21 protein-coding genes and 1 tRNA gene are annotated in these 24,015 nt (G+C 37.7%); 15 read left to right on the forward strand and 7 right to left on the reverse strand.

What is annotated here, in order from left to right; all coding sequences use genetic code 11:
* Positions 1-47 precede the first annotated feature (47 nt).
* Both NU09_RS07870 and NU09_RS07875 read right to left on the reverse strand, forming a co-directional pair.
* Entirely contained in the window at positions 48-833 is a 786-nt protein-coding gene (locus tag NU09_RS07870) for a DUF3050 domain-containing protein (protein WP_129750734.1), read from the reverse strand.
* 95 nt (positions 834-928) lie between these two features.
* Positions 929-2,107 carry an acyl-CoA dehydrogenase family protein gene (locus NU09_RS07875; protein WP_129750735.1) on the reverse strand — a complete coding sequence of 393 codons (1,179 nt, stop codon included), beginning with the start codon at positions 2,105-2,107 and terminating at the stop codon, positions 929-931.
* A 137-nt stretch (positions 2,108-2,244) separates the two neighbouring features.
* Between NU09_RS07875 and NU09_RS07880 the strand changes: the two genes are divergently transcribed.
* Positions 2,245-3,033 carry a hypothetical protein gene (locus NU09_RS07880; protein ID WP_129750736.1) on the forward strand — a complete coding sequence of 263 codons (789 nt, stop codon included), beginning with the start codon at positions 2,245-2,247 and terminating at the stop codon, positions 3,031-3,033.
* Here the strand turns inward: NU09_RS07880 and NU09_RS07885 are convergent.
* The 3 genes from NU09_RS07885 to NU09_RS07895 are packed head-to-tail and all read right to left on the reverse strand — an operon-like array spanning position 3,022 to position 4,889.
* Positions 3,022-3,729, reverse strand: coding sequence for a tRNA1(Val) (adenine(37)-N6)-methyltransferase (locus NU09_RS07885; RefSeq protein WP_129750737.1), 708 nt, complete (start codon positions 3,727-3,729; stop codon positions 3,022-3,024). The genes NU09_RS07880 and NU09_RS07885 overlap by 12 nt on opposite strands.
* 60 nt (positions 3,730-3,789) lie before the next feature.
* Positions 3,790-4,320 carry a ribosome maturation factor RimM gene (gene rimM, locus NU09_RS07890; RefSeq protein WP_129750738.1) on the reverse strand — a complete coding sequence of 177 codons (531 nt, stop codon included), beginning with the start codon at positions 4,318-4,320 and terminating at the stop codon, positions 3,790-3,792.
* Positions 4,321-4,334: 14 nt separating this feature from the next.
* Positions 4,335-4,889, reverse strand: coding sequence for a 30S ribosomal protein S16 (locus NU09_RS07895; RefSeq protein ID WP_129750739.1), 555 nt, complete (start codon positions 4,887-4,889; stop codon positions 4,335-4,337).
* A gap of 234 nt (positions 4,890-5,123) precedes the next feature.
* Between NU09_RS07895 and NU09_RS07900 the strand changes: the two genes are divergently transcribed.
* From NU09_RS07900 to trxA, 4 genes are all read left to right on the forward strand, one after another.
* Positions 5,124-5,594 carry a DUF6252 family protein gene (locus tag NU09_RS07900; protein WP_129750740.1) on the forward strand — a complete coding sequence of 157 codons (471 nt, stop codon included), beginning with the start codon at positions 5,124-5,126 and terminating at the stop codon, positions 5,592-5,594.
* A gap of 143 nt (positions 5,595-5,737) precedes the next feature.
* Positions 5,738-6,109: an RNA recognition motif domain-containing protein gene (locus NU09_RS07905; protein WP_129750741.1), complete on the forward strand. Its 372-nt coding sequence runs from the start codon at positions 5,738-5,740 to the stop codon at positions 6,107-6,109.
* Between the two features lie 222 nt (positions 6,110-6,331).
* Positions 6,332-10,828: a DNA polymerase III subunit alpha gene (dnaE, locus tag NU09_RS07910; RefSeq protein ID WP_129750742.1), complete on the forward strand. Its 4,497-nt coding sequence runs from the start codon at positions 6,332-6,334 to the stop codon at positions 10,826-10,828.
* Between the two features lie 108 nt (positions 10,829-10,936).
* The gene (gene trxA, locus NU09_RS07915; RefSeq protein ID WP_129750743.1) at positions 10,937-11,254 is read left to right on the forward strand and encodes a thioredoxin; all 318 of its coding nucleotides are present in this window, start codon (positions 10,937-10,939) and stop codon (positions 11,252-11,254) included.
* 54 nt (positions 11,255-11,308) lie between these two features.
* Here the strand turns inward: trxA and NU09_RS07920 are convergent, their stop codons facing one another.
* Entirely contained in the window at positions 11,309-11,671 is a 363-nt protein-coding gene (locus tag NU09_RS07920; protein ID WP_129750744.1) for a winged helix-turn-helix transcriptional regulator, read from the reverse strand.
* Positions 11,672-11,792: 121 nt separating this feature from the next.
* Between NU09_RS07920 and NU09_RS07925 the strand changes: the two genes are divergently transcribed.
* The 7 genes from NU09_RS07925 to NU09_RS07955 all read left to right on the forward strand — a co-directional run bounded on the left by NU09_RS07925 (position 11,793) and on the right by NU09_RS07955 (position 18,046).
* The gene (locus NU09_RS07925; RefSeq protein WP_129750745.1) at positions 11,793-12,857 is read left to right on the forward strand and encodes an NADH:flavin oxidoreductase; all 1,065 of its coding nucleotides are present in this window, start codon (positions 11,793-11,795) and stop codon (positions 12,855-12,857) included.
* 142 nt (positions 12,858-12,999) lie between these two features.
* Positions 13,000-13,557 carry an RNA polymerase sigma factor gene (locus NU09_RS07930; RefSeq protein WP_129750746.1) on the forward strand — a complete coding sequence of 186 codons (558 nt, stop codon included), beginning with the start codon at positions 13,000-13,002 and terminating at the stop codon, positions 13,555-13,557.
* The gene (locus tag NU09_RS07935) at positions 13,547-14,245 is read left to right on the forward strand and encodes a hypothetical protein (protein ID WP_129750747.1); all 699 of its coding nucleotides are present in this window, start codon (positions 13,547-13,549) and stop codon (positions 14,243-14,245) included. The genes NU09_RS07930 and NU09_RS07935 overlap by 11 nt, the downstream gene beginning before the upstream one ends.
* Positions 14,246-14,260: 15 nt before the next feature.
* Positions 14,261-15,406 (forward strand): hypothetical protein, encoded by a 1,146-nt coding sequence (locus tag NU09_RS07940; RefSeq protein WP_129750748.1) that lies wholly within the window; start codon positions 14,261-14,263, stop codon positions 15,404-15,406.
* Positions 15,407-15,436: 30 nt separating this feature from the next.
* On the forward strand, positions 15,437-16,363 hold the full coding sequence (locus tag NU09_RS07945; protein WP_129750749.1) for a DUF58 domain-containing protein: 927 nt from the start codon (positions 15,437-15,439) through the stop codon (positions 16,361-16,363).
* Between the two features lie 127 nt (positions 16,364-16,490).
* Positions 16,491-16,567, forward strand: a tRNA-Asp gene (locus tag NU09_RS07950).
* Between the two features lie 252 nt (positions 16,568-16,819).
* Entirely contained in the window at positions 16,820-18,046 is a 1,227-nt protein-coding gene (locus NU09_RS07955; protein ID WP_129750750.1) for a site-specific integrase, read from the forward strand.
* Here the strand turns inward: NU09_RS07955 and NU09_RS07960 are convergent.
* The gene (locus tag NU09_RS07960; RefSeq protein ID WP_129750751.1) at positions 18,036-19,013 is read right to left on the reverse strand and encodes an HNH endonuclease; all 978 of its coding nucleotides are present in this window, start codon (positions 19,011-19,013) and stop codon (positions 18,036-18,038) included. The genes NU09_RS07955 and NU09_RS07960 overlap by 11 nt on opposite strands.
* A gap of 71 nt (positions 19,014-19,084) precedes the next feature.
* Here NU09_RS07960 and NU09_RS07965 point away from each other — a divergent pair, with 71 nt between their 5' ends.
* The 3 genes from NU09_RS07965 to NU09_RS07975 all read left to right on the forward strand — a co-directional run bounded on the left by NU09_RS07965 (position 19,085) and on the right by NU09_RS07975 (position 23,995).
* Positions 19,085-21,613: a DEAD/DEAH box helicase family protein gene (locus NU09_RS07965; RefSeq protein ID WP_129750752.1), complete on the forward strand. Its 2,529-nt coding sequence runs from the start codon at positions 19,085-19,087 to the stop codon at positions 21,611-21,613.
* 443 nt (positions 21,614-22,056) lie between these two features.
* A complete protein-coding gene (locus NU09_RS07970; RefSeq protein ID WP_129750753.1) occupies positions 22,057-22,935 on the forward strand; it encodes an AAA family ATPase in 879 nt (292 codons plus the stop codon).
* The gene (locus NU09_RS07975; RefSeq protein WP_129750754.1) at positions 22,910-23,995 is read left to right on the forward strand and encodes a DUF3871 family protein; all 1,086 of its coding nucleotides are present in this window, start codon (positions 22,910-22,912) and stop codon (positions 23,993-23,995) included. Before NU09_RS07970 ends, NU09_RS07975 begins: the two co-directional genes overlap by 26 nt.
* Positions 23,996-24,015: the final 20 nt, after the last annotated feature.

Below are 24,015 nucleotides of genomic sequence, written 5' to 3' on the forward strand. Positions count from 1 at the left end.
AATCCCGATATAATATATCGGGATTTTAAAGTTTTATATTTTATTTCTTATATAGAAGCCATATCGTGGTGAAGAATGTTTTCTTCTATAGCATTCCATAATCCTATTCTTTTTTCAAGAGCCTGTTTAGAGGTTTCTTCCACTTCACGCCATTTTTGCTCATCGTCTCCGCAAAGCTCATTTATCATTTGCATTGCCATTGGGCCGTGCTCGTCGGCATCCAGTTCAATGTGTCTTTCAAAGTAGTATATAAGCTTGTCAAGATTTGTTTCCGGGAAGTTTTTCTGAAAGTTTTTCAGTATCTCGGTAAACATGCTAGGGATAAGATCTTCACGGCCAAATGTAAATGCTGCAGCTATCTGGTGAGGCTGGCCCTGGTCTATGGTCATGAAAGTAAAGTTTAAAAAATCCTTTATCTTATCGTGCAGGTGACTTTGCTTTATGGAAACAAAAATGTTTTGTGTTGCCACTACATCTTCTAAAAATGCTTTTACATCGGTAGTATTGGCACCACAATCTTTCATGGCATCCACATACATTTCATAGTGGCTTAGCCTTTTTCCTTCAGCAGAAATATCAGTTTCTTCAGCAAGTACAATTTCGTTAATAAGGTAACGGATGTCAGGGTTACCTACAGGAAGCCACGGGGTAGTGGTGCATGTAAGTTTAGACTGTAATGCCTTTAACAGTGACATAAAATCCCAAACGGCATATACGTGCCCTTCTAAAAAGCACTTAAGGTCGTCTATGGTTTTTACTTTACCGTATAAAGAGTGCGTTAACAGAAGGTCTTTTTGGGGTTGGATACTTTTGTTAATGGTATCTGTATTCATAGCCTTAGTTTTTTACAAAATTAAAAAAGCTTCTTTGTATAAAGAAGCTTTTTTTGATTGATTTTTTAAATAAACGTATAATTTCTAATTATATTTTATTTGAAAGCCGCATGACCAGTAATATCAAGACCGGTTATTAAAAGGTGAATATCATGTGTTCCCTCATAAGTAATTACACTTTCAAGGTTCATCATATGTCGCATGATAGAATATTCTCCTGTAATACCCATACCGCCTAAAATCTGACGTGTTTCGCGGGCAATGTTAAGGGCCATATCCACATTGTTTCTTTTTGCCATAGAGATTTGTGCCGTTGTGGCTTTGCCTTCATTCCTTAAAACACCAAGCCTCCATGTTAGCAATTGTGCTTTGGTAATTTCGGTAATCATTTCGGCAAGTTTCTTTTGCTGAAGTTGTGTTGCGGCAATAGGTTTATCAAACTGAACACGCTCTTTTGCATAACGCAGTGCAGTGTCATAACAATCCATTGCGGCACCTATGGCACCCCAGGCAATTCCGTAACGGGCAGAGTCAAGGCATCCAAGCGGAGCACCAAGACCTGATTTATTTGGTAATAGGTTTTCTTTAGGGACTTTTACATTGTCAAAAATAAGTTCACCGGTAGCCGATGCTCTTAATGACCATTTGTTGTGAGTTTCCGGAGTGGAGAATCCTTCCATACCACGCTCTACGATAAGACCGTGAATTCTTCCTGTTTCGTCTTTAGCCCAAACCACTGCAATATCAGCAAAGGGAGCATTAGAAATCCACATTTTAGCACCGTTTAAAAGATAATGGTCGCCCATATCCTTAAAGTTGGTTATCATGCCACCCGGGTTAGAGCCATAGTCTGGTTCTGTTAAACCAAAACAACCCATAAACTCACCCGAAGCAAGTTTTGGAAGGTATTTTTTGCGTTGCTCTTCGTTACCGTATTTCCATATCGGGTACATAACCAGTGATGACTGTACAGAAGCTGTAGAACGAACACCGCTGTCGCCGCGCTCAATTTCCTGCATGATAAGTCCGTAAGAAATCTGGTCAAGACCGGCACCGCCGTACTCTTCCGGAATGTAAGGGCCAAATGCGCCTATATCGGCAAGTCCCTGTATTATTTGTTTTGGGAATTCTGCCTTTTGGGCATAATCTTCAATTATTGGAGATACTTCGCGTTTTACCCATTCGCGGGCAGCATCGCGAACCATTTTATGTTCGTCTGTCAGTAACTCGTCAAGTAAATAGTAATCAGGAGCCTGAAATAAATCTGGTTTCATTTATAACGTTTTAGTTGAAGGCAAAAGTAAACAAGAATTGTAACAAATCAAGAATAAAATGTTGTATTTTTTAGTTGACATATGGAAATACCTCATTAAACTGTTATATATTGGTAAATCTTAAAACCAGCTAAAATATGAAACCATTATTAATTGCTTCAGCAACATTGTTAAGTGTTGCGCTTTATGCTCAGGATACGGCAATGGCAAACGTTGACAGTGCAAATGGCACTGTTGTAAATTACAGGCTTAATGAGCTTGTTGTGAGTGACGATACTCCCGAAGTTTTATTGGGTGAGCTTAACGGTAAGAAATCCAGAAAAGGGCAAACTATTAGTGCTGATAGTAAAGTTGCCTATTATTTTGAGAATACTACAGGTGAAGAAGGCGTTTATCTTAAATCCATGCTTTTTAAAGTGGCTAAAGTAAAGCATAAAACTGAGGCGCGAATTAAAATATACAAAAAGCACGATTATGTGCAGGATACTTATCATCCTAAGACAGGTGCTAAATTTTCCTATGCTACTTTTATACCGGGAGATCCTATTGCTACACAGGAAATAGTTGTTTTTCTTGAGCCCGGACAAAAAGGTGTTGTTGAGGTCGATTTAACGGAGTACAGTATAATGATGCCTGAGGAAGGACTGTTTTTAAGTCTCGAAGGCGTGGGATATTATGATGCTGCAGGAAAACCAGCAAAAATTACAGATCCCAAAGAAATGACCTGGATTGATTTTCATCCTACTACAACAGATAATTATTGCGGATGGATTAATCCCGTTGGAACCAATAGTTACTTTTGGAACAATATAAACAAACATCTTAAGGTAGATTATGAAGTTGTGTTTGAGCATAAACCATCTAAAAAAACTATTATGTCTCCTAACTTTGGGCTTAAGGTAATTATGCCGAAACTAAAGTTTTAAATAAAAATCTTTAGTAAGGGCAGTATATTCCGGAGTGTAGTGATGACGGGCTGTTTCTATAACGAGTTCATCAACAGCAGTTTCGGTTTGCAGTCGTATAAAGGCTAAAAGGCTTCTCTTGATTTCTGTTTCAGGGGTGCCTTTTACCCTTGTTATTTTGGCAGGGTAAAGCCCGAATTCAGCAGCAATAGCTTTAAATTTTTCTTCTTCCTTAAAAGCAATAATAACAGAAAAAATTCCGTTTTCAGACAGTAGGATGGCAGCAGCTTTAATAAGCTCTTCAAATGGCAGCGATTCGGTAAATCGTGCTTTGTCGCGCTGTTCGTTTCCTGAGCTGTAATTTTCGGTATAAAAAGGAGGGTTGGATACAATAATATCATATTCCTCATCTTCCATTTCCTCTACAAACTCATCAAGCCCGGCATGATAACAAAACAGGCGGTCGCCCCATGGGCTTTCCTCAAAATTTTCTACAGCCTGTTCGTAGGCATCATCATCAATCTCAATAGCGTCAATCTGTTCTGCATGGCTGCGCTGTGCAAGCATCAGGGCTATAAGTCCGGTTCCGGCTCCTATGTCAAGTATGCTGAAAGGGTTGTTTACAACCGGTGTCCAGGCGCCAAGCAAAACACCATCGGTGCCCACTTTCATGGCACATTTATCCTGTTGTATGGTAAATTGCTTGAATTGGAACATTTCTGTAGAAGGGAGATGTTAGATTTGAGTAATGAGATAAGATGTTTTAACCAAAAACAATTAGCTGTTTAGGTATAGGTCTATCAGTCCTTCCGGAGTGTTAAGGATAATTTTTTTGTTTTCGCGGTCTACCTTCACGATAAAATCGTCTATCATAGGGATAAGGATCTCTATATCGCCTTTAAGTATTTCAAAAAGCGGCTGAGCCGATGTGTCGTTAATGCCTACTATTTTACCAACATTGCCTAAACGCTGGTCTTCGGCATCAAAACCTATTATTTCGTGAAAATAAAACTTATCACCTTCCAGTTCGGGTAGCATAGACAGTGGCAGGTATACTTCACAGCCTAAAATCTTTTCGGCTTCTTCCTCGCTGCTCACATCTTCAAAGCGTGTTCTTAAAAAGTCGCCTTTATGTAGTGAAGATGTTTCAATAAAAAATGGAACCAGGTGTTTGTTTATTTCAACAAACACTGATTCCATGTTTTCATACAAACCCGGCTCATCGGTATCTAAATAGATAAGGACTTCGCCTTTGTAACTGAATTTTTTGGCGATTTTGCCTAAATAGAAACAATCTTCTTTACGCATAAATCGCAGTCAAATTAAGCTTGGGTTTCTTCTGTGTTTTCTTCTGAAGTTGTATCAGCTTCAGCTACAGTCTCTTCGCTTTCAGCAGCAGCAGTTTCTTCAGCAGCGGCATCAGCTTCAGCTTGTTTAGCAGCAGCTATACGATCTTCGTTAACTTTTTTCTCTGCAGCAAGAGCTTTTGCTTTAGCATCAGCCTGAGCAGTAGAAAGTCCATTTTTCTTAGCGTCGATCTTAGTTTCTTTTTCTTCTAACCAAGCAGCTAGTTTAGCGTCAGCCTGTTCTTGTGTAAGTGCACCTTTACGTACACCTCCGTCAAGGTGGTGTTTAAGTAAAGCACCTTTGTAAGAAAGGATTGCTCTTGCAGTGTCAGTTGGCTGAGCACCATCATGTAACCACTTAACAGCGCTATCAAGGTTTAGGTCGATAGTTGCAGGGTTAGTGTTTGGATTGTAAGTTCCTAGTTTTTCAAGGAATTTACCATCTCTTTTAGCGCGTGAATCCGCAGCTACTACCCAGTAAAAAGGTTTACCTTTTTTACCGTGTCTTTGTAATCTGATTTTTACAGGCATAATCTTTAGATTAAATGTGAGGTTCCCGACCTCTGTTAATTAAGGGTGCAAAGATATAAAAGTTTAGGAGATAATTGTTTTAAAACTTATTTTTTATGATTTTTTGTTGGATGAAAGCTCAAATTGTATACTTTTAACGCGATTTATTATATTTTAATTAGGATATATGTCATAAAAAACTATTTTTGTCGTTGTAAAAATTGATACACCATTTCTTTAAGATATATTAATATAATGAAAAAGATTTTATCACTATTAGTGCTATTGGTAACTTTTGCCTCATGTGAAGAAGACGTTAAGTTCAATAATCCTGCGGTTCAGGGTCTTAAAGACGATGAGCTGTGGAGGGCTGCACAGTATACCGCAACAAGAGAGACGGATAATTCCCTAACGATAGTTGCTACAAACGGTTTTGAAATCCTTACATTAAGAACTGCTTCGGTAGATCCGGGTGTTTATGACCTGGGTGTAAATGAGCAGAATAAGGCAACTTTCAGCGTTTCTGTAGATGGTATAGAGCAAAATTACCAGACAGGTACTGATTTAGGTGATGGGAAAATTGAGATAACTGTAGAAGATACTGATATTACTCAGGGCTTTATTACAGGTACGTTCCGTTTCAATGCAGTTGAAGACGACGGGACTGTTCTTAACTTCCGAAACGGTGTGTTTTACAGGGTTCCGATACAGCCAGTAGGTCAATAATAATATTAAGCCACCGTTAAGGTGGTTTTTTTGTTTACAATAATTTTATATTAAAATTTTATTAAATATTGCATCTTTTGTTTTTTGAAGCCAAATAAGATTACATTTGTATAAGCCTTATAAGGAACAAATAATTAATTTATATGAATATATTCGTTGGTAGCCTTCCTTTCACAGCAAAGGAAGCTGATTTAAGAGAGTCCTTTGAGGCTTATGGTTCAGTTGAGTCTGTAAAAATAATTACAGATAGAGAGACTGGAAGAAGTAAAGGTTTTGGCTTTGTAGAAATGCCGGACGAGGAAGAAGGTGCGGCTGCAATTGAAGGACTTAATGGTTCTGATTTTGGAGGTCGTAGCATTGTTGTGAATAAATCGGAGCCGAAGCCGCAAGGTGAACGCAGAAGTTTTAATAACAACCGTAGCGGTGGTTATGGTAACAACCGTGGCGGTGGTGACAGAGGAGGTTATAACCGTGGCGGTGGAGATCGTGGAGGTTATAATCGCGGTGGTTACTAAGATACGCTTTACTTTTTAATACAAATCCCGGCTAATGCCGGGATTTTTTATTTTATCGTTTTTACTTTAAAAACGGGACACGAGAGACTTAATAACCGTTTGTTGAAAACATATATGCTGCACCCTTAAACAAGGTTTGTAGTTGAAGGGTAAAAACCTTAATTTTGAAAAGTTGGCCGTAAGGCATTCCTTTTCTTTTAACCTCCAAATAATTAACCGGTTATGTACCTGATTTTTGACACCGAAACCACCGGATTACCCAAGCGATGGGATGCGCCGCTTACCGATACCGATAACTGGCCCCGCTGTATACAGATAGCGTGGCAGCTGCATGATGAGATGGGACAGCTTATAGAGCATCAGGATTATCTTATAAAACCTGAAGGCTTTAATATACCTTATGATGCCGAACGTATACACGGTATTTCTACCGAGCTTGCTTTAGAGCAGGGTGTAGACCTGCAGGGTGTATTGGAGAAGTTTAATGAGGCTATGGGTAAGGCCAAGTTTATAGTGGGACAAAATGTAGGGTTTGATGTTAATATTATGGGGTGTGAATTCCATAGGTTTACTATGGACAGCCCAATGGCAGGCATGCCTATACTGGATACCTGTACCGAGGTTACTGCAGAACTGCTTCAGATTCCCGGAGGTCGTGGAGGTAAATTTAAACTGCCGACACTAACCGAACTTCACGAATATCTTTTTGGAGAACCGTTTGCAGAAGCGCATAACGCTACGGCCGACGTTGAGGCTACTACACGCTGTTTTCTTGAGCTGGTAAAAAGAGAAGTCTTTACCAAAGAGGAACTGGATGTAGCGCCAACTTATTTTCATGATTTTAAAGAAAAGAACCCGCAGACCATACAGCTGATAGGGTTAAAGCATATAAACCTTAAAGCGGCTTCGGCCGAAGTAAGGAAACGTCTTGAAAAGCTGAAAGGGGAAGAGGTTATAAAACCTGTATCGCCTGAGCTGAAACAGGACATGAATGAGGTGGAGTTTGTGCACCTGCACAACCATACTCAATTTTCGGTACTGCAGTCTACCATTGCGGTGCCCGATTTGGTTAAGGCTGCAGCTAAATACAAAATGCCTGCTGTTGCCATGACCGATCATGCCAACATGATGGGAGCGTTTCACTTTGTAAGTAATGTTCTTAATCATAACAAAGCAGCCGAAGCAAAAAACAAGGAACTTGTTGAAAAAGGGGAAGAACCTACCGAGGTGATTATGAAACCTATTGTAGGTTGTGAGTTTTTTGTTTGCGAAGATCATAAAGATAAAACCAGAAAAGATAACGGTTACCAGATAGTAATGCTTGCCAAGAACAAGAAGGGCTATCACAATCTGGCAAAAATGTCGTCTATAGCCTATACTGACGGGTTCTATTATGTGCCAAGGATTGATAAGAGAGTTATCGAGAAGTATAAGGAAGATATCATGGTGCTTTCGGGTAACCTTTACGGGGAAATACCAAGTAAGGTACTTAACGTGGGTGAAAACCAGGCAGAGGAAGCTTTGTTATGGTGGAAATCACAGTTTGGTGATGACTTCTATATAGAGCTGATGCGTCACGGTCAGGAAGACGAGAATCGTGTAAACGATACCCTTGTAAAACTGGCCCGAAAACATGAAGTAAAGCTAATAGCTACAAACAATACTTATTATGTAGATAAGGAAGATGCCCACGCCCACGATATTTTATTGTGTGTTAAGGACGGGGAAAAACTGGCTACGCCAAAAGGACGCGGACGTGGTTTCCGTTATGGGCTTCCTAATAACGAATATTACTTTAAGCCGGGCGATGAGATGAAAAAGCTCTTTGCCGACACTCCTGATGCCATAGTGAATATTCAGGAAATAGTGGATAAGGTAGAAACCTACTCGCTGTACCGTGATGTACTGTTGCCTAAGTTTGATATACCGGAAGAGTTTCTGGTTGCAGAGGATGAGCAGGATGGCGGTAAGCGTGGGGAAAACAAATTTTTGCGCCACCTTACTTATGTGGGGGCAGAAAAACGCTATGCCGAAATTACAGATGACATAAGGGAGAGGCTTGACTTTGAGCTTAAGACTATTGAAAATACCGGTTATCCGGGGTACTTTCTTATTGTACAGGATTTTATTGCCGAGGCACGAAACCTTGGGGTATCGGTAGGACCGGGCCGTGGTTCGGCAGCAGGATCGGCGGTTGCCTATTGTTTGGGTATTACCAATATCGACCCTATTGCCTACGATCTGCTATTTGAGCGTTTCCTTAATCCTGACCGTGTATCGATGCCCGATATTGATATCGACTTTGATGATGAGGGCAGAGGGCGCGTAATGGATTATGTAATCAATAAGTACGGGGCCAATCAGGTAGCGCAGATTATTACCTATGGTACCATGGCGGCAAAATCGTCTATACGTGATACTGCAAGGGTACTCGATCTTCCGCTTTTTGAAGCCGATAAGATTGCTAAGCTTATCCCTAATATGAAGCTGGCTAAGATATTTAATCTTGATGCCAATGCGCTTAAGGGTGCACTTCGTTCGGATGAGTTTGAAAAAGTACAGGAGCTTTTGGGTCTTGCCGATGGGGAAGACTTAGGAGCGGAAACCATTCAGCAGGCAAAAGTACTGGAAGGGTCGTTGCGTAATACGGGGATCCATGCCTGTGGTGTAATTATTACGCCCGATGATATTACCAATTTCGTTCCGGTATCGGTAGCTAAGGATTCCGATCTGTATGTTACCCAGTTTGATAACTCGGTGGTAGAGAGTGCAGGACTACTGAAGATGGACTTCCTGGGGTTAAAGACCCTAACCCTGATAAAAGATACGGTTAAGCTTGTTAAGTACAAGCACAATATAGACCTAGACCCGGATAATTTCCCTATTGACGATGTTAAGACGTATGAGCTTTTCCAGCGCGGTGAAACCGTAGGGGTGTTTCAGTACGAGTCGCCTGGTATGCAAAAGTACATGAAGGAACTTAAGCCTACCGTGTTTGCCGACCTTATTGCGATGAACGCATTGTACCGTCCGGGACCGCTGGAGTACATCCCTAGTTTCATTAGAAGGAAAAACGGAGAAGAGGAAATAAAGTATGACCTTGATGCCTGTGAAGAATACCTTAAGGAGACTTATGGTATTACCGTTTATCAGGAGCAGGTAATGCTACTGTCGCAAAAGCTGGCAGGCTTTACTAAAGGCGAGGCCGACGTACTGCGTAAGGCGATGGGTAAAAAGCAAAAGGACGTACTTGATAAAATGAAACCTAAGTTTGTGGAGCAGGCCGCTGCAAAGGGTCATGATGCTACAGTACTTGAAAAAATATGGAAAGACTGGGAGGCATTTGCTAGTTATGCCTTCAACAAATCGCACTCTACCTGTTATGCATGGGTAGCTTACCAAACAGCTTACCTAAAGGCGCATTATCCGGCAGAGTACATGGCGGCGGTACTTTCCAATAACATGAATGATATTAAGCAGGTTTCTTTCTTTATGGAAGAGTGTAAGCGAATGGGCTTAGAGGTATTGGGGCCTGATGTTAACGAGTCGTATTATAAGTTTACGGTAAACGACCACGGTGCAGTACGTTTTGGTATGGGCGCTATTAAAGGTGTGGGTGCCGGTGCGGTTGATACCATTGTAGAAAACCGTAAAGACGGAAGATACAGGTCGATATTCGATCTTGCCAAGCGTATTGATTTGCGTGCGGCCAATAAAAAGGCTTTTGAGAACCTTGCTCTTGCAGGAGGTTTCGACTGCTTTAACGATACACACAGGGCTCAGTATTTTCATGATGACGGGGAGAATCTTACCTTCCTTGAAAAGGCTATGCGCTACGGGTCTAAGTATCAGGAAAATGAAAACTCATCTCAGGTAAGCCTCTTTGGTGAGGCCAGTGAAGTGCAGATACCGGAACCGGTTGTACCGCCATGTGAGGAATGGAGTACTATGGAAAAACTGGCGAAGGAAAAAGAGGTTGTGGGTATTTATATCTCCGGTCACCCGCTGGATGACTACAAGTTTGAGATGAAGTATTTTTGTAATGCAAGGCTCGAGGCGCTTAAATCGCTGGAGCAGCATGTAAATAAGAACCTTAGCTTTGGTGGTATAATTTCAAACGTGCAGCACCGTGTTGCCAAAAACGGTAAGGGCTGGGCTTCGTTTATGCTCGAGGGTTATGACGAAAACCATGAGTTTCGTATTTATGGGGAGGAATATCTAAAGTTCAGGCATTTCCTTATCCCTAATAACTTTACCTACCTTAAGGTAATGGTTAGGGAAGGCTGGGTAAATGCCGAAGGCAAGCGGGGAGAACCAAGGATACAGTTTATAGCCATACAGTACCTGCAGGATGTACTTACCACTTTTGCGAAAAAGCTTATTATACAGTTTAATGTATTGGATTTACAGGAGCAGTTAATTGTTCATCTTAGTGAACTGTTTAAACATAACAGGGGCGATCATTCGGTGCAGTTTGAGGTGCTGGAACTGGAGAAGGTGAAACGAAAAGTAGAAGTGGCGGCTACCGCTGTGGAACAGTTGGACGATGATGCTGAAGCTGAATTTGAGGGAGAGATGCCGGAAAGCGTAATGGCAGATGTGGAAGATATACAGGTAGTGACTAAGCTGAGCATGCCAAGCAGGAAGTTAAAGATAAAAATATCAAACGAACTTTTGCATGAGCTTGAAAGACTGCAGGTTAACTTTAAACTGAATTAGTTTTTATAGTTTGCGTCTATGCGTTGATAACTAAAACTAATAAATGTTTAACTAATCTTTTAAATATTTATACCTATTTTTGTCTTTTAAAACTTAACTATTATACATATGGCACAGGCAATAACAGATGCTACTTTTGAAGATGTAGTATTAAAATCAGATAAACCGGTATTAGTAGATTTTTGGGCAGCATGGTGTGGTCCATGTAGAATGGTAGGCCCAATCATTGACGAAATCAGCAAAGATTACGAAGGTAAAGCTGTTGTTGGTAAAGTTGATGTTGATGCTAACCAGGAGTTTGCTGCAAAATACGGAGTTAGAAACATTCCTACAGTTTTAGTTTTCCAAAACGGAGAAGTGGTAGGAAGACAGGTAGGTGTTGCTCCTAAGCAAACTTATACTGATGCTATCGACGCATTACTATAATCATCTGATTACTTAGATATACATTAACTCCCGCAACAGCGGGAGTTTTTGTTTTTATACTGCAGCCTCTTTTTGTGCAGGATGATTCTTTTTATTGTGTTCGTAGTGCTCGTTATCCCACTTGGCCAGTTGTATTATAATGGGTACAAGCGTGCGGCCTCTTTCTGTAAGGCTGTATTCTACCCTTGGTGGCAGTTCTTTAAATTCTTTCCGGTGTAAAATACCGTCTTCTTCAAGTTCCTTTAAGGTGGTGGTAAGTACTTTTTTAGAAATACTTCCTATAGCGGCATGCAGTTGCCCAAAACGTGCCGTGCGTTCCCTTAGCATGTAAATTACTATTGGTTTCCATTTTGTGCCCAGTATTGCCATAGAGCGGTGCATGGGGCAGTCACTGTATTTAAAAAGGTTTCGTGTCATAATGGTTACTTACAGGTTACCACTTTAAACTAAAGTAGGTTACAAAAGTAAACTATTATCAGTTACTTTGTGTAACTATTTGATAATAATAAGAAACCTTAAAATTTTTAAAAGACTAAAAATGAATTTTGATTCCCTATTTACACCGTTTCAATATAAAGGCCTGCACCTGAAGAACAGGTTTGTTATGGCACCTATGACCCGCGCTTTTGCCACAGATGGTATTCCTAATCAGCTGATAGTAGATTATTATGCCCGACGTGCAGCAGGTGAGGTAGGTCTTATACTTACTGAAGGAACCGTAATAAACAGGCCGGCTTCTAAAAACATGAAAGACATCCCTAATTTTTATGGGGATGAAGCACTTGCCAACTGGAAAAAGGTAGCAGAGGAAGTACATGCTGCCGGAGGAAAAATAGCACCTCAAATATGGCATGTTGGAAACACACAGGCGGGAGAATGGCTGCCATCGTCGCCGCTTGAAAGTCCGGATACTATGACACTGGCCGATATTCATGCAACTATTGATGCTTTTGCTGCTGCGGCAAAAGACGCACAAACACTTGGCTTTGATGCAGTGGAAATACATGGTGCACATGGCTATCTTATAGATCAGTTCTTTTGGCAGCAAACTAATAACCGCACCGATGAGTATGGTGGTAAGACACTTAAAGAGCGCAGCCGTTTTGCGGTTGAGGTGGTAAAGGCCATCCGTAAAGCTGTTGGGCCTGATATGGTAATTATTATGAGACTGTCGCAATGGAAGCAACAGGATTTTACCGTAAAGTTGGCTTATACATCTCAGGAGCTTGAAGAGTGGGTAGTGCCGTTAGCTGAGGCAGGGGTTGATATTTTTCACGGTTCACAACGCCGCTATTGGGAGAATGAATTTGATGGCAGTGACCTTAATTTTGCAGGCTGGTTAAAAAAAGTAACAGGTAAGCCTACCATTACAGTAGGTTCTGTAGGGCTTAACGGAGATTTTCTTGAGTTTTTCGGGGAAGGTAAAGGCGCAAACACAGTAGATTTAAACGAATTGTTACGCAGGTTTGATCGTGGTGATTTTGATTTGGTCGCCGTTGGTCGATCACTTCTTCAGGATCCGGAATGGGTAAAGAAAGTAAAATCGGGAAGTTTTGAAGAGCTTAGATCTTTTGAGGCTGCAAGTGCCCAAAAGCTTTATTAATAAAGGATTTAAACTGATTATTTAGACCCGGGGCAAATGCTCCGGGTTTTTATTTTCTGTACATTTAGAAAAAAAATTACAACCTCAGGCAACTTGAAATACAAATTTTCCGTCTTAGAGATATAAACCAATTTTAAACCTTTTGAAGATTATCAGATTACATACTTCTGATGAAGTGATTATAAAAAAGATCCTGCAGGGAGACAGCCGTGCCGAAAGGCAGCTGTATGACCGTTATGCTGCAAAAATGCTTGGCGTATGCAGGATATATATAAAAGACCTTCATTATGCCGAAGATGTAATGATACAGGGTTTTACCCGTGCACTTGATAATTTAGGAAGGTTTAGGTTTGAAGGCAGCTTTGAGGGCTGGCTGAGAAGGATAATGGTGAGGGAAGCTATTGATTTTTTAAGAGAGCGTACCCAGCTTTATTTTGAAAATATTGAAACGGCCGAAGTGCCTCCGGTAGCTACAGGAGATATTGATATAGATGCCGATTTGCTTCAACTGCTTATAGACAGGCTGCCGGAAGGTTACCGAACTGTGTTGGTCATGTTTGCCATTGAAGGGCACAGCCATAAGGAAATAGCAGAAATGCTGGCTATTAGTGAAAACACGTCGAAGTCACAATTGTTCAAGGCACGCAAGCAATTGCAGGAACAGTTAGGCGTATTAAAGAGAATGGAAAATGAAAGATAATAAAAACCTGGAACAGCAACTTGCCGAAAAGCTCGGCAGCCGAAGCATTGCCCCGAGTGCTCAGGCATGGGACCGTATTGCGCAGAACAGGCAACAGGGAAAAGATAAAAAGAAGAAGAAAAGAGTAACGTTTTATTATGCCGCCTCCGTTGTGCTGGTATTGCTTTCTGCGGGATACTTCTTTGTGTCGGGTAATAATAACGATGTTATCACAGAACCTGGGGTAGTTGTTGATTCTGACAAGACAGAAAAAATAATTAAGGAAGAAGAGCCTGTAATTATATCGGAAACTGTTTTACAGCCACAGCAAAACCATGAAGTTGTAGCTTATCATGAAGAAAAGTTGCCACAAGCTGATTTTGTGCAGTCTAGAGACGAAGTAAAGGTAATTGCATCATCTTATAGAAATATTCAGGTGAATGAGAGTCTTCCTGAAGTGAGTGTTGCAGCTCTGCAGGATATAAAAATACTCACTAAAGAGGAACTGTATGAGCAGGAAGTAGATTATCTTCTTAAAGATGCCGTAAAAGAAATGGCGACAGACAAACTGCTTAAAGCCCCTACCGATGATACTGCCCTGCTTAAGGAGGTAGAATCGGAAATGAATGACTATTATCGCGAAAAAGCCATGAAGATTTTTTCGCTTCAAAACAGAACCATACGCATAGCCGTAAAAGACAAACAATAACTTAATCTTTTAATTATGAAACGCACCTTATTGTGTATCGCCTTTTTGGCAACAGGAATTTTTTTGCCTAAAGTTAACGCTCAAACAGAGCAGGATTCGGTAAAAAAACAGGATAAAGAAAAAAAAGAAAATTGGTGGAATGAAACCGATCAGGAGTACTATGAAAGGTTGAAAAAACGAAAGCTGGAAGCTTTTGAAGGGGAAAAGGAGAATATTGTGGAAGCCGAAAAGTTTGACCTTAAAAAACAGATTGAAAAGATAGACGAAAGGCTTGAAAAAGGTGATATAACCCAAGACAAAGCTACTGCCCTTAAACAGGAAGCTGCTAAAAAAACGGCAGAGAATATAGATAATAAAATTGCAATAATAAATAATCAGATTGAACTTACCGAAAGGGATGTAGTTTATAATTACTCACCAAACTTAGGAGGTTATATTGCAATAGGCTGGGGTAATGTGGTTGATGATAACGGAAGTTTTTTGCTTGGAATGGAGTATAAAGCTCCCAGTAAAAAGCCAAAATATGATAAACGTACTTATACAGATGTGGTATTTGCCTTTGGATTAGGAGGTACTACAGGAGGAGGAACCGACCTGGGGGGTACTTATAAGGTTGGTAAAAGCGCATTTGCCGAAATAGGGTTCACTTTCCGTACACGTTTGCTTAAAGAGTCAAATTTCTGGAGGCTGGCTTATGGTATTTCTTATCAGCAGAATCAGTTGGGGCCAAGAGATAATAAATACTTTGTAAATAATGACGGTTATACTGCGTTGGAGGTTTTTCCTTATCAGATTAAGCGAAATGTACTTATGATAGGTAATATAGTTGTTCCTGTGTTTTTGGAGTTTGGTTCGTCTAAAAAAAGAGAGTATGCCGATTATTTCAGGTATGATACCTCACAAAGCTTTAAAGTAGGTATAGGTGGTTATGCAGGTATTAATACAGGTGCCATGCAATGGATGAAATATGTTGAAAACGGAAAAGATGTAAGAGTAAAAACCCGCCAGGATTTCAATACAGAGAAATTTGTGTACGGACTTAAAGGTTATGTGGGTTTCGGCAGTCTGAGCCTTTTTGCAAGCTACGAACTGAACAATGTATTTACGAACTCGGCATATAAGGATCATGCAGTGTTCTTCGGGTTGAGAGTTGATCTTTAATAACAATCATTTTTTCGCTACATTTGGGATATGAAGCTAGAATCACAATTAGAAAAAATATCCTCTTTTGGGCATCTGGAACTTTTGGCTAACCAGATAGTGGAAGGTTTTATATCGGGCATGCATAAGAGTCCGTTTCACGGGTTCTCTTCCGAGTTTGCCGAACATAAGGTCTATAACCCCGGGGAGAGTACACGTCATATCGACTGGAAACTGTTTGCAAAGACCGACAGGCTTTATACTAAGCGTTATGAGGAAGAAACAAACCTGAGGTGTCACATTATACTGGATAACTCATCGTCGATGCATTACCCGCGACTAAAAGACGGGCAGCCCTTTTATGAAAATAAAATAGGTTTCTCGGTTCTGGCTTCAGCCGTATTAATGGATTTGCTGAAAAGGCAGCGTGATGCAGTAGGGTTAAGTGTGTATTCTGATAATTATGAGTTTTATGCTCCCGAAAAGGGAAGCGGACGCCATCACAGGATGCTTATCAATAAGCTGGAAGAGGTTTTAGAGAAGCCAAGAGAGTCTAAAAGTACCGATACGATTACTTATTTGCACCAGATAGCACAAAAGATGCACAGGAGGTCTATGATTATCCTTTTTACCGATATGTTTCAGGGAGAGGATAATGAGGATTTGTTTAATGCCCTGCAGCATTTGAAACATAATAAGCATAAAGTGGTGCTTTTTCATGTAATTGATAAGAAAACGGAGTTCAGCTTTGATTTTGACAATACACCACGCAAGTTTGTTGACTTGGAAACAGGAGAGCAGGTTAACCTTTTTGCCGAAAACATAAAAGACGAATACGAAAAACTGGTTAAGGATTACTTTAAAAAAATAGAGGATACCTGCATGCAGTACCGTATAAAGTATGTGCCGGTTTCGGTAGACGAAAAATTTGAAAAAATTTTACTGACATACTTAGTTGAAAAACAAAAGTTTGGGTAAAAACGGAAATTTTTTTTGAAAAATTTCTTTGTAAATGCTTGCAAATGTCAAAAAGCGCCGTATATTTGCACCCGTAATAATGAAACAAACAACGCACTCAAAAGGTGTTAGTTTTATTAGAAACGCTGGTTTGGTAGTTCAGTTGGTTAGAATACATGCCTGTCACGCATGGGGTCGCGGGTTCGAGTCCCGTCCAGACCGCCAGTAAAGGAGAAGTAGCCTCGCAATTGCGGGGCTTTTTTCGCCTCAAAGCATTTAAGATTAGTTGTGTTGTTTGCCCTAACGGGCTGGTTTAGTAGTTAAACCGAATGAAAGGCTTTCCATTAAATTGGAGGGCTTTTTTGATTTATAGACTTCTTGTAACACAACTTTATTACTTCATAATCTGGAAAAAGGTGTCCTTTTTTGTGTCCCAAAAAAAATCTCGTGTGTCCCATTTTTGAAATTGCTTAAATTATGAGTAATAACAAAATAGCTCTATCATTTTTGCTACAGAAAGCAAAAGTTAATAGAAAAGGTAAATGCCCAATTAAATGTAGAATTATATATAAGAAAGAGAAAAAAGAATTTGCTATTGGCTATTCAATAGAAGAACCATATTGGGATAGCAAAATGCAGGAAGGTATATCTCCAAGTGAAGATTTTGAATTTATAAATACTCAACTGAGCCTGATTAAGACAAAAATTAATCAGGCTTTTTTATTTCTACAGGTTAATAATCCTGACTTTGATGTAAATGACCTTTATAACCAATACTTAGGTAAATCTCTCAGAAAAGATATGGGGTTAATTGAAGTCTATGATGAGTACTTAAATAGAATTCATAAACTGATTGATAAGGAGATTAAACTCGTTACCTATAACAAATACAAAGAGTCTAAAGTTCATCTTGTAGATTTTATCTACTGGAACATGAAAACTAAGGATGTCAAATTAAATGCTCTTAAATCCAATTTTGTGACTGACTATGAGTATTTCCTTAAGACAGAGAAGAACTTTCAAACAGGGACAATTTATAAGGCTATACAGAGGTTTAGGAAAGTAGTTAGGTACGCAGTAGGGAATGACTATTTAGCTAAAGACCCTTTCATGCTGTATAAATCCCTTAGACCTAAAAAGGAATTGGTTTATCTGACTAATAAGGAACTCAGAGATTTAGAAGATTATGATTTTGCTCAATCAAGATTAGAACAGGTTAGGGATATGTTTGTGTTCTGTTGTTATACTGGACTTGCATTTAAAGAGATGTCAAACCTCAGACAGCAAAATATCATTTCAGGGTTTGATGGGAATAAATGGATAAGCATGAAAAGGGAAAAAACCAATAAGGAAATATCAATACCTCTTTTACCTAATGCCCTCAAATTACTTGATAAGTTATCTCAGACAAAAGAAAGTGATATGGATTGGTTGTTACCAAGTATTTCAAATCAGAAGTTTAATTCTTACCTTAAAGAGATAGCTGCTGTAGTTGGAATTACTAAAAATCTAACTCATCACCTGGCAAGAAAGACCTTTGCTACAACTGTGTTACTCTATAATGATGTACCTATGGAGATTGTATCTGAATTATTAGGCCACTCTAAAATGAGTATCACTCAGGAACACTATGGTAAGGTTGTACAAAAGAAAGTAAGTGAACATATGCAAAACCTTACAAAAAGATTAAGTTCTAAAGAATAAATATCTTTTGATTGTGCCAAGTTAAAGATTCTATTGATGGATACCATTTAGGTTCTTTAGGAAGTGAAATTTTAAATCCATCAAATTGTGAAATAGAATAAACAGAGTCAGATTCTTTTACTTCAGGGGAAATACGCACAATATAATCTTTATTGATTGTAAGTAAACCTCTGTCAAAAGCTCTATGAAGATTTGGGGATAGAGAAATTCCATTTGGTATAGTATCATCAAGAGATGTCCTGAAAGGTATGATGTGGCATGCATCAATCATTTGTATGCTTTTAGATGTTTCAATTTTCATACCTGATACACAACAGGTATTATTGTAAATTTTTGGAATCATTCTTTTAAACAAGCCACCTCTCACAAATATCTCTTCCTCAAATTCTTCTTTATCAAGTTTATCTCTTAATTCCTTTATATGACTTTGATATTGTTCTTTAGGATCATTGAGAATCTGAATTTCAATTTGTTGTTCAGTACTGTTATGCTCAGAAAGAAAATAATATTCTTTAGTAGCAGGAAAGTAAGTATCAAGAAGTACTTGAATAAATATTGTAGAATTTAAACTATCTGAAATTAGAGTAAATAGTTCTTTGTCAATTTCAGCGAAAGCTATATTGTCTTTAAGAGTTTTAAAACTTTTAATACTCTTGGAACTTGTCAATAAATTATCCAAGCCATTATATGTAACAAGATTCCAAAAAGGCTCACTTTTCAGGTGAAAGAAGGGGAGAGCAAAGTTTTCAGTATGTGGTGTATCAACTAATTTTTTCCAAATTTCTTTAAAAGTTAAAACTAATTCAGGAGTAATGAATATTCTATTTGATGTAATTAACCTTTTCTGAATAAGGTTAATTACAGATAACAAGAGTATTGGTTTATGAGGAGCATATCCTAATCCTTTATTAAATCCTCTATTTAATTTTAAGAAATAATGGATATATTTTTCTATTGAGCTATGCATGTAGCCAAAATAAGCAATTATAGTGTAAGTACAACTATGTATATTTACAACATAGTTTTAACCTTACGACAATGAATCTACCAAATAGTCTTTTTGAAGACTTTCCTATCGAATTTAAAGAAATCAATCCTGAAGATTTTCCATTATTTGAAGTTGAAAACAACAGAGAAAAAATTATAATAGAACCTGATAATAGAGGTTATATTAATGATACATTTCAGGAAAAAATAGACCTCAGGCATAAGAATACTGTAGTAGTAAATGCAGCAGTAGGACAAGGGAAGAGTACAGCAATAATAAATACAATTGGTAAATATTATCGTAATCATCCTAATACAATTATAATAGTAGCCTCACCTTTTGTAAGTTTAGTTGAGCAGTACTGTAATGATATACATGTAAAGGCAGAAATACCTGAAGAGCAAATCTATAATTATGGGTTAATTGGGAGGAATTCTACAATTGATTATAAGCAAAGGAGGATTCATGTTATTACCGCAAATACTTTATTAGGTAATCCTGGAGAAGATGCTTTTAGAAACTCAGATAAAAAGAGACAGTATCTCAATGGATTAATAAGTCATTGTGAAGAGAATCATTTAGAAGTTGTATTTGTTTATGATGAGATTCATGATGCTATCCAGAACTTTAAAGAAGAATATATCTTTAGTCTTTGGAAGTGGAAGAATGTAATCCTAAAGAATTATATACTAAGTGCTACGTATAACGAGGCTTCAAAGGTGGTTATAGAATATCTCGCAGAACTTACTGATAAGAAGATACAGATTATAGAGTCTAAAAGAGTAGTGTTTCCAGAGAAACAGAGTAAACTATATCTTCATTATAGTCCAGCTTTTAGTTTTCAAAGTTCAAATCCTGAATTAGAAAGATTAGTTAAAGACCTAATTGATAAAGATAAGCAGATAGATATATTGTCATTTTCCAAAAAATTAGCAAAGGAGATTATAAATGATGAGGAAGGAATAGGTAAACTTTTAAAAGATAAGTTTGGGGAGCTTAATGACTGCACTTCAGAACTAAATTATAATCAAAGGTTGGAAAATGCAGCACCTACTAATAGGTTTGATAACACAATGTGTAATGTGGGAACAAATTTTAAAACAGGAGTTAGTATTGAAAAAGATAATCATGCATTTATTATCATATTGCCAAGCAGAAGTACAAGAATGGAGTTTGCTAACCAAAATGGTATATTTTCAGGAGGAATAAACTCCATTATTCAAGCTTTAGCAAGACAAAGGACTCCTGGAGAAATCCATATACTGTTGCCTAACCCTGATAAGTTTGTTTATGATTCATTACTTAGGGCAGGAATGTCTGAAACACAGATAGGAGCTTTTAAACAACAATATGATGTAATTATGCATCATGATGCAAGAAGTAAAAATAAAGTAGAATATTTCAAGCTTGATTCTCAGGACGAATTAATATCTACATTTTATCAAACTGAATTATATGGGAATGTAGTTGATGAGGTTACATATATGGAAAATAAAGATAGGGACTCTTTGGCTCCTTTACGTTACCCTCCTTATAAGTTGTTTAAATTGAGTATAGGAGAAGATTACTTAGCAAGTTATTATGGCTTCTTTGGTAAAGATGTCTCAGCTTATCTTACTTACTGTGCAATCACAAATCAATTTGTGAACTGTAAACTTGCTGAAGTATCTTATAAACCTACATTATACTTCAAGGAGGGAAAAATTCAAAAAAGGTTATGGTTCTATTTTAAAACTTATTTTGAAGATTATAGGCAAATTAAACGATTTACTACTTTTAACCATTTTTATAATGAAGTGAGGGCGAGGTTTTTTAGCACCTTCAAGTTAATTTTAAAATCTGAAAATAGTAGTGATGTAATTAAGCCTTATCATAAGCTTTTTGAAAGCCAGTTGCTTTTGTTCTGTGCTAAGGAATATTTTGGAAGAGGTTATCATTACTGGAATAGAAATTTTGATATAACATCTGATATTGAATTCAGCAGAAGTACTTATTTTTTAAGTTGTATTGCTATTGCTGAAACCCTAAAAGATGAAGAACCAGATTATTCTGAAGAACTAAATAATAAAATTCAGGCTTATAAAAATTTAGGGAAGCTCAGAGATAAGTTAATTGATAAGGTAGCAACCCAATCTCGTGGTAATACGCAATATAATTATCTACCTGTAAAGCCTATTGAGGGACTATTAACTCAAGAAGAAAAAGATTTACTTATTGATACGGCATCTATATTAATAGAATTTGATGATTTGATTAAAAATGATGTGTTTAACTTTAGGAGAAATCTACTTGAAGCAGATGAAAGTGCTAAACCAATAGATAAACAAATTGAATCAATATATAGGAGACTTGTTGAAGATTTCTTTGAATTAACTCCATTAGAGAATTATCCTATAGTTACAATTAATGGTGAAAGAGTAAAAGTTAAGCCAATTGCTCAAAATAAAGAATTGCCTAATCCTGAGAAAGTAGTTGATACTTTACGTATTGACCCATTAATAGTATTTGCAAATGAATATTATGGTAGTTTTGAAACTTATCAGAGTATGATAAATTCTGCTCTTGCTGAATCCAATTAAACTAAAAGTGCCACTTTTTGGGGGAGCTAATATAGTGCATACGAAAAGTGGTACTTTTTTATAACTTTCTCAGAGTATAAAAGATTATATATAGCATTTTATCATCTCTGAGAAAATACCTTTCTGTATAAACTACAAATACATTTATACTTCTCTGAGAATAAATAGTTTTTCGGAAGACTCATAGGGGGTTCTTAATAATCTCCCCCATCCTAAAAATCTTTGGATTTAACAACGCAGGAACTTCAGGACGAGGACAACTCAGTTGTAGATTTGGTATGCACAAAGCTACAAAATTTTCATGACTTTTTCCACTGTTTTAGAGGGTTAAGCCTCATTTTAAAGCTAATAGCCAAAAGTTGATTTTGGCTTATTTTATTTTCATTCATTTCAATATGAATGATTCTTCATTTCAATATTAACCATTTTAAATACTAAACTTTATGCAATTAAGACCATCAGAAAGAAGGCAGGTAAAGTTACGCTTAGGAATAAGTGGAGCAAGTGGGTTTGGTAAAACCAAATCAGCCTTATTATTAGCCTATGGCATGACAAATGACTGGAATAAAATTGCAGTCATTGACACAGAAAATTCCTCTGCCTCACTCTATTCAGATTTAGGCAGTTTTAATGTGCTTGATTTATCTCCACCTTATACTCCTGAGAGATATATAGAGGCTATTTCAGTATGTGAGAAAGCTAAAATATCAGTAGTTATCATAGACAGTATAACCCATGAGTGGAATGGTTCAGGAGGTTGTCTTGAAATACATGAGAAGTTAGGAGGAAGGTTTCAAGACTGGTCTCAGGTAAGTCCAAGACATCAGGCATTCATAGATAAGATACTTCAGTCTGAGTGTCATATAATAACTACAGCACGTAGAAAGATTGAATATGATATAGACAGAGATTCCTCAGGTAAGCTTAAGGTACAGAAGTTAGGTACTAAGGAAATCACTAAAGAGGGTTTTGAGTATGAGCTTACTATAAACTTTGAACTTATAAATGAAAACCATTTGGTAAGGGCAAGTAAGGACAGGACTGGCTTATTTATGAATAAACCTGAATTTATTATCAATTCTGCTACAGGTAGGAAGATACTGGATTGGTGTAATTCAGGTACTAATCTTCAGGATGCCAGGAATAAGATTAAAGGGTGTGAGAACCTTAATGATTTAAAAGTACTCTATAACCACTATGCACAATGGAGGGAACTATTAGAGTATGATTTTAAACAGCAGAAAGATACTATTACAACTAATGAACATTTATTAACTACACAAAATTTCAGCAACAATGGAAGTATACACTATCAATCCTAATACAAACACTAATGGGATGCAATTAAAACCTGTTATAAGGCATTCTAATAACAATACCTTTATGAAGCCTCTGAGAAATAACGAAGCTTCAATACAGCCCGTCATAGCAAGTCCAGTTTCTCAGAAAGCTATAGATATTCCTAAAAGACCATTTATAGAATCTAATACTACAGAAGTAGAATTGGAACACCTGAGTAATGACTGTATTATTCCTGTGTTTTCAAGGGATAATGAAAAGACTATAGCACATCAGGAATTTATAGAGGCAGTACAGGAAGCAGCCTATAAGGCATTTCCTAATGCTAAGTTTCAGTCTCCTGAGATTAGGGTAAGCCATCAGATTAAAGGTAGAACCCCTGAGGCTATACATAAGCCTGTAAAGGAGTTGTTAGATAACGAAAAGACTATCTATTATGAGAGGATGGCTTTTATAATGAAATCTACTACCATAATAGAGAAGATAGGAGGGAATGAGTTACAGCTTACTATAGGGGGTGTGAGAGCATACAATCAGGAGAATTTATATAGTAGGAAATCAGCAGAGAAATTTAAGTTCTTTATTGGTTTCCAAAATCAGGTTTGTTTAAATCTGTGTGTTTCTACAGATGGATTTCAGGAGAGTCTGAAGGTTATGCATGTGAGGGATTTAGAAAGTAAGGCACTTGAAATAATGCAGAATTATCATGCTGAATCACATCTAAGGGCTATGCAGGAATTTACCAATTATTCACTTTCTGAGCATCAATTTGCTCAATTGATAGGTAAAGCAAGATTATACCAACACCTTCCTAAGAAGTTTAAATCTGAAATTCCACAATTAGACTTTAATGATGGACAATTTAGTACTATAGCTAAAGAGTACTATCAGGATGAGAGTTTCTGTAGGGATGATGTAGGTAATATAGATTTATGGAAAGTATATAACCTATTTACACAGGCTAATAAATCCAGTTATATAGATACTTTTCTGGAAAGGAATGTAAATGCCTTTGATTTTAATCACGGTATTGTAAAAGCACTAAGTGGTAGTAATTCTGACTATACTTGGTTTTTGAGTTGAGAAGTGCGGTAAAAACCGCA

Source organism: Flavobacterium beibuense (assembly GCF_004151245.1).
Lineage (GTDB): Bacteria > Bacteroidota > Bacteroidia > Flavobacteriales > Flavobacteriaceae > Flavobacterium > Flavobacterium beibuense_A.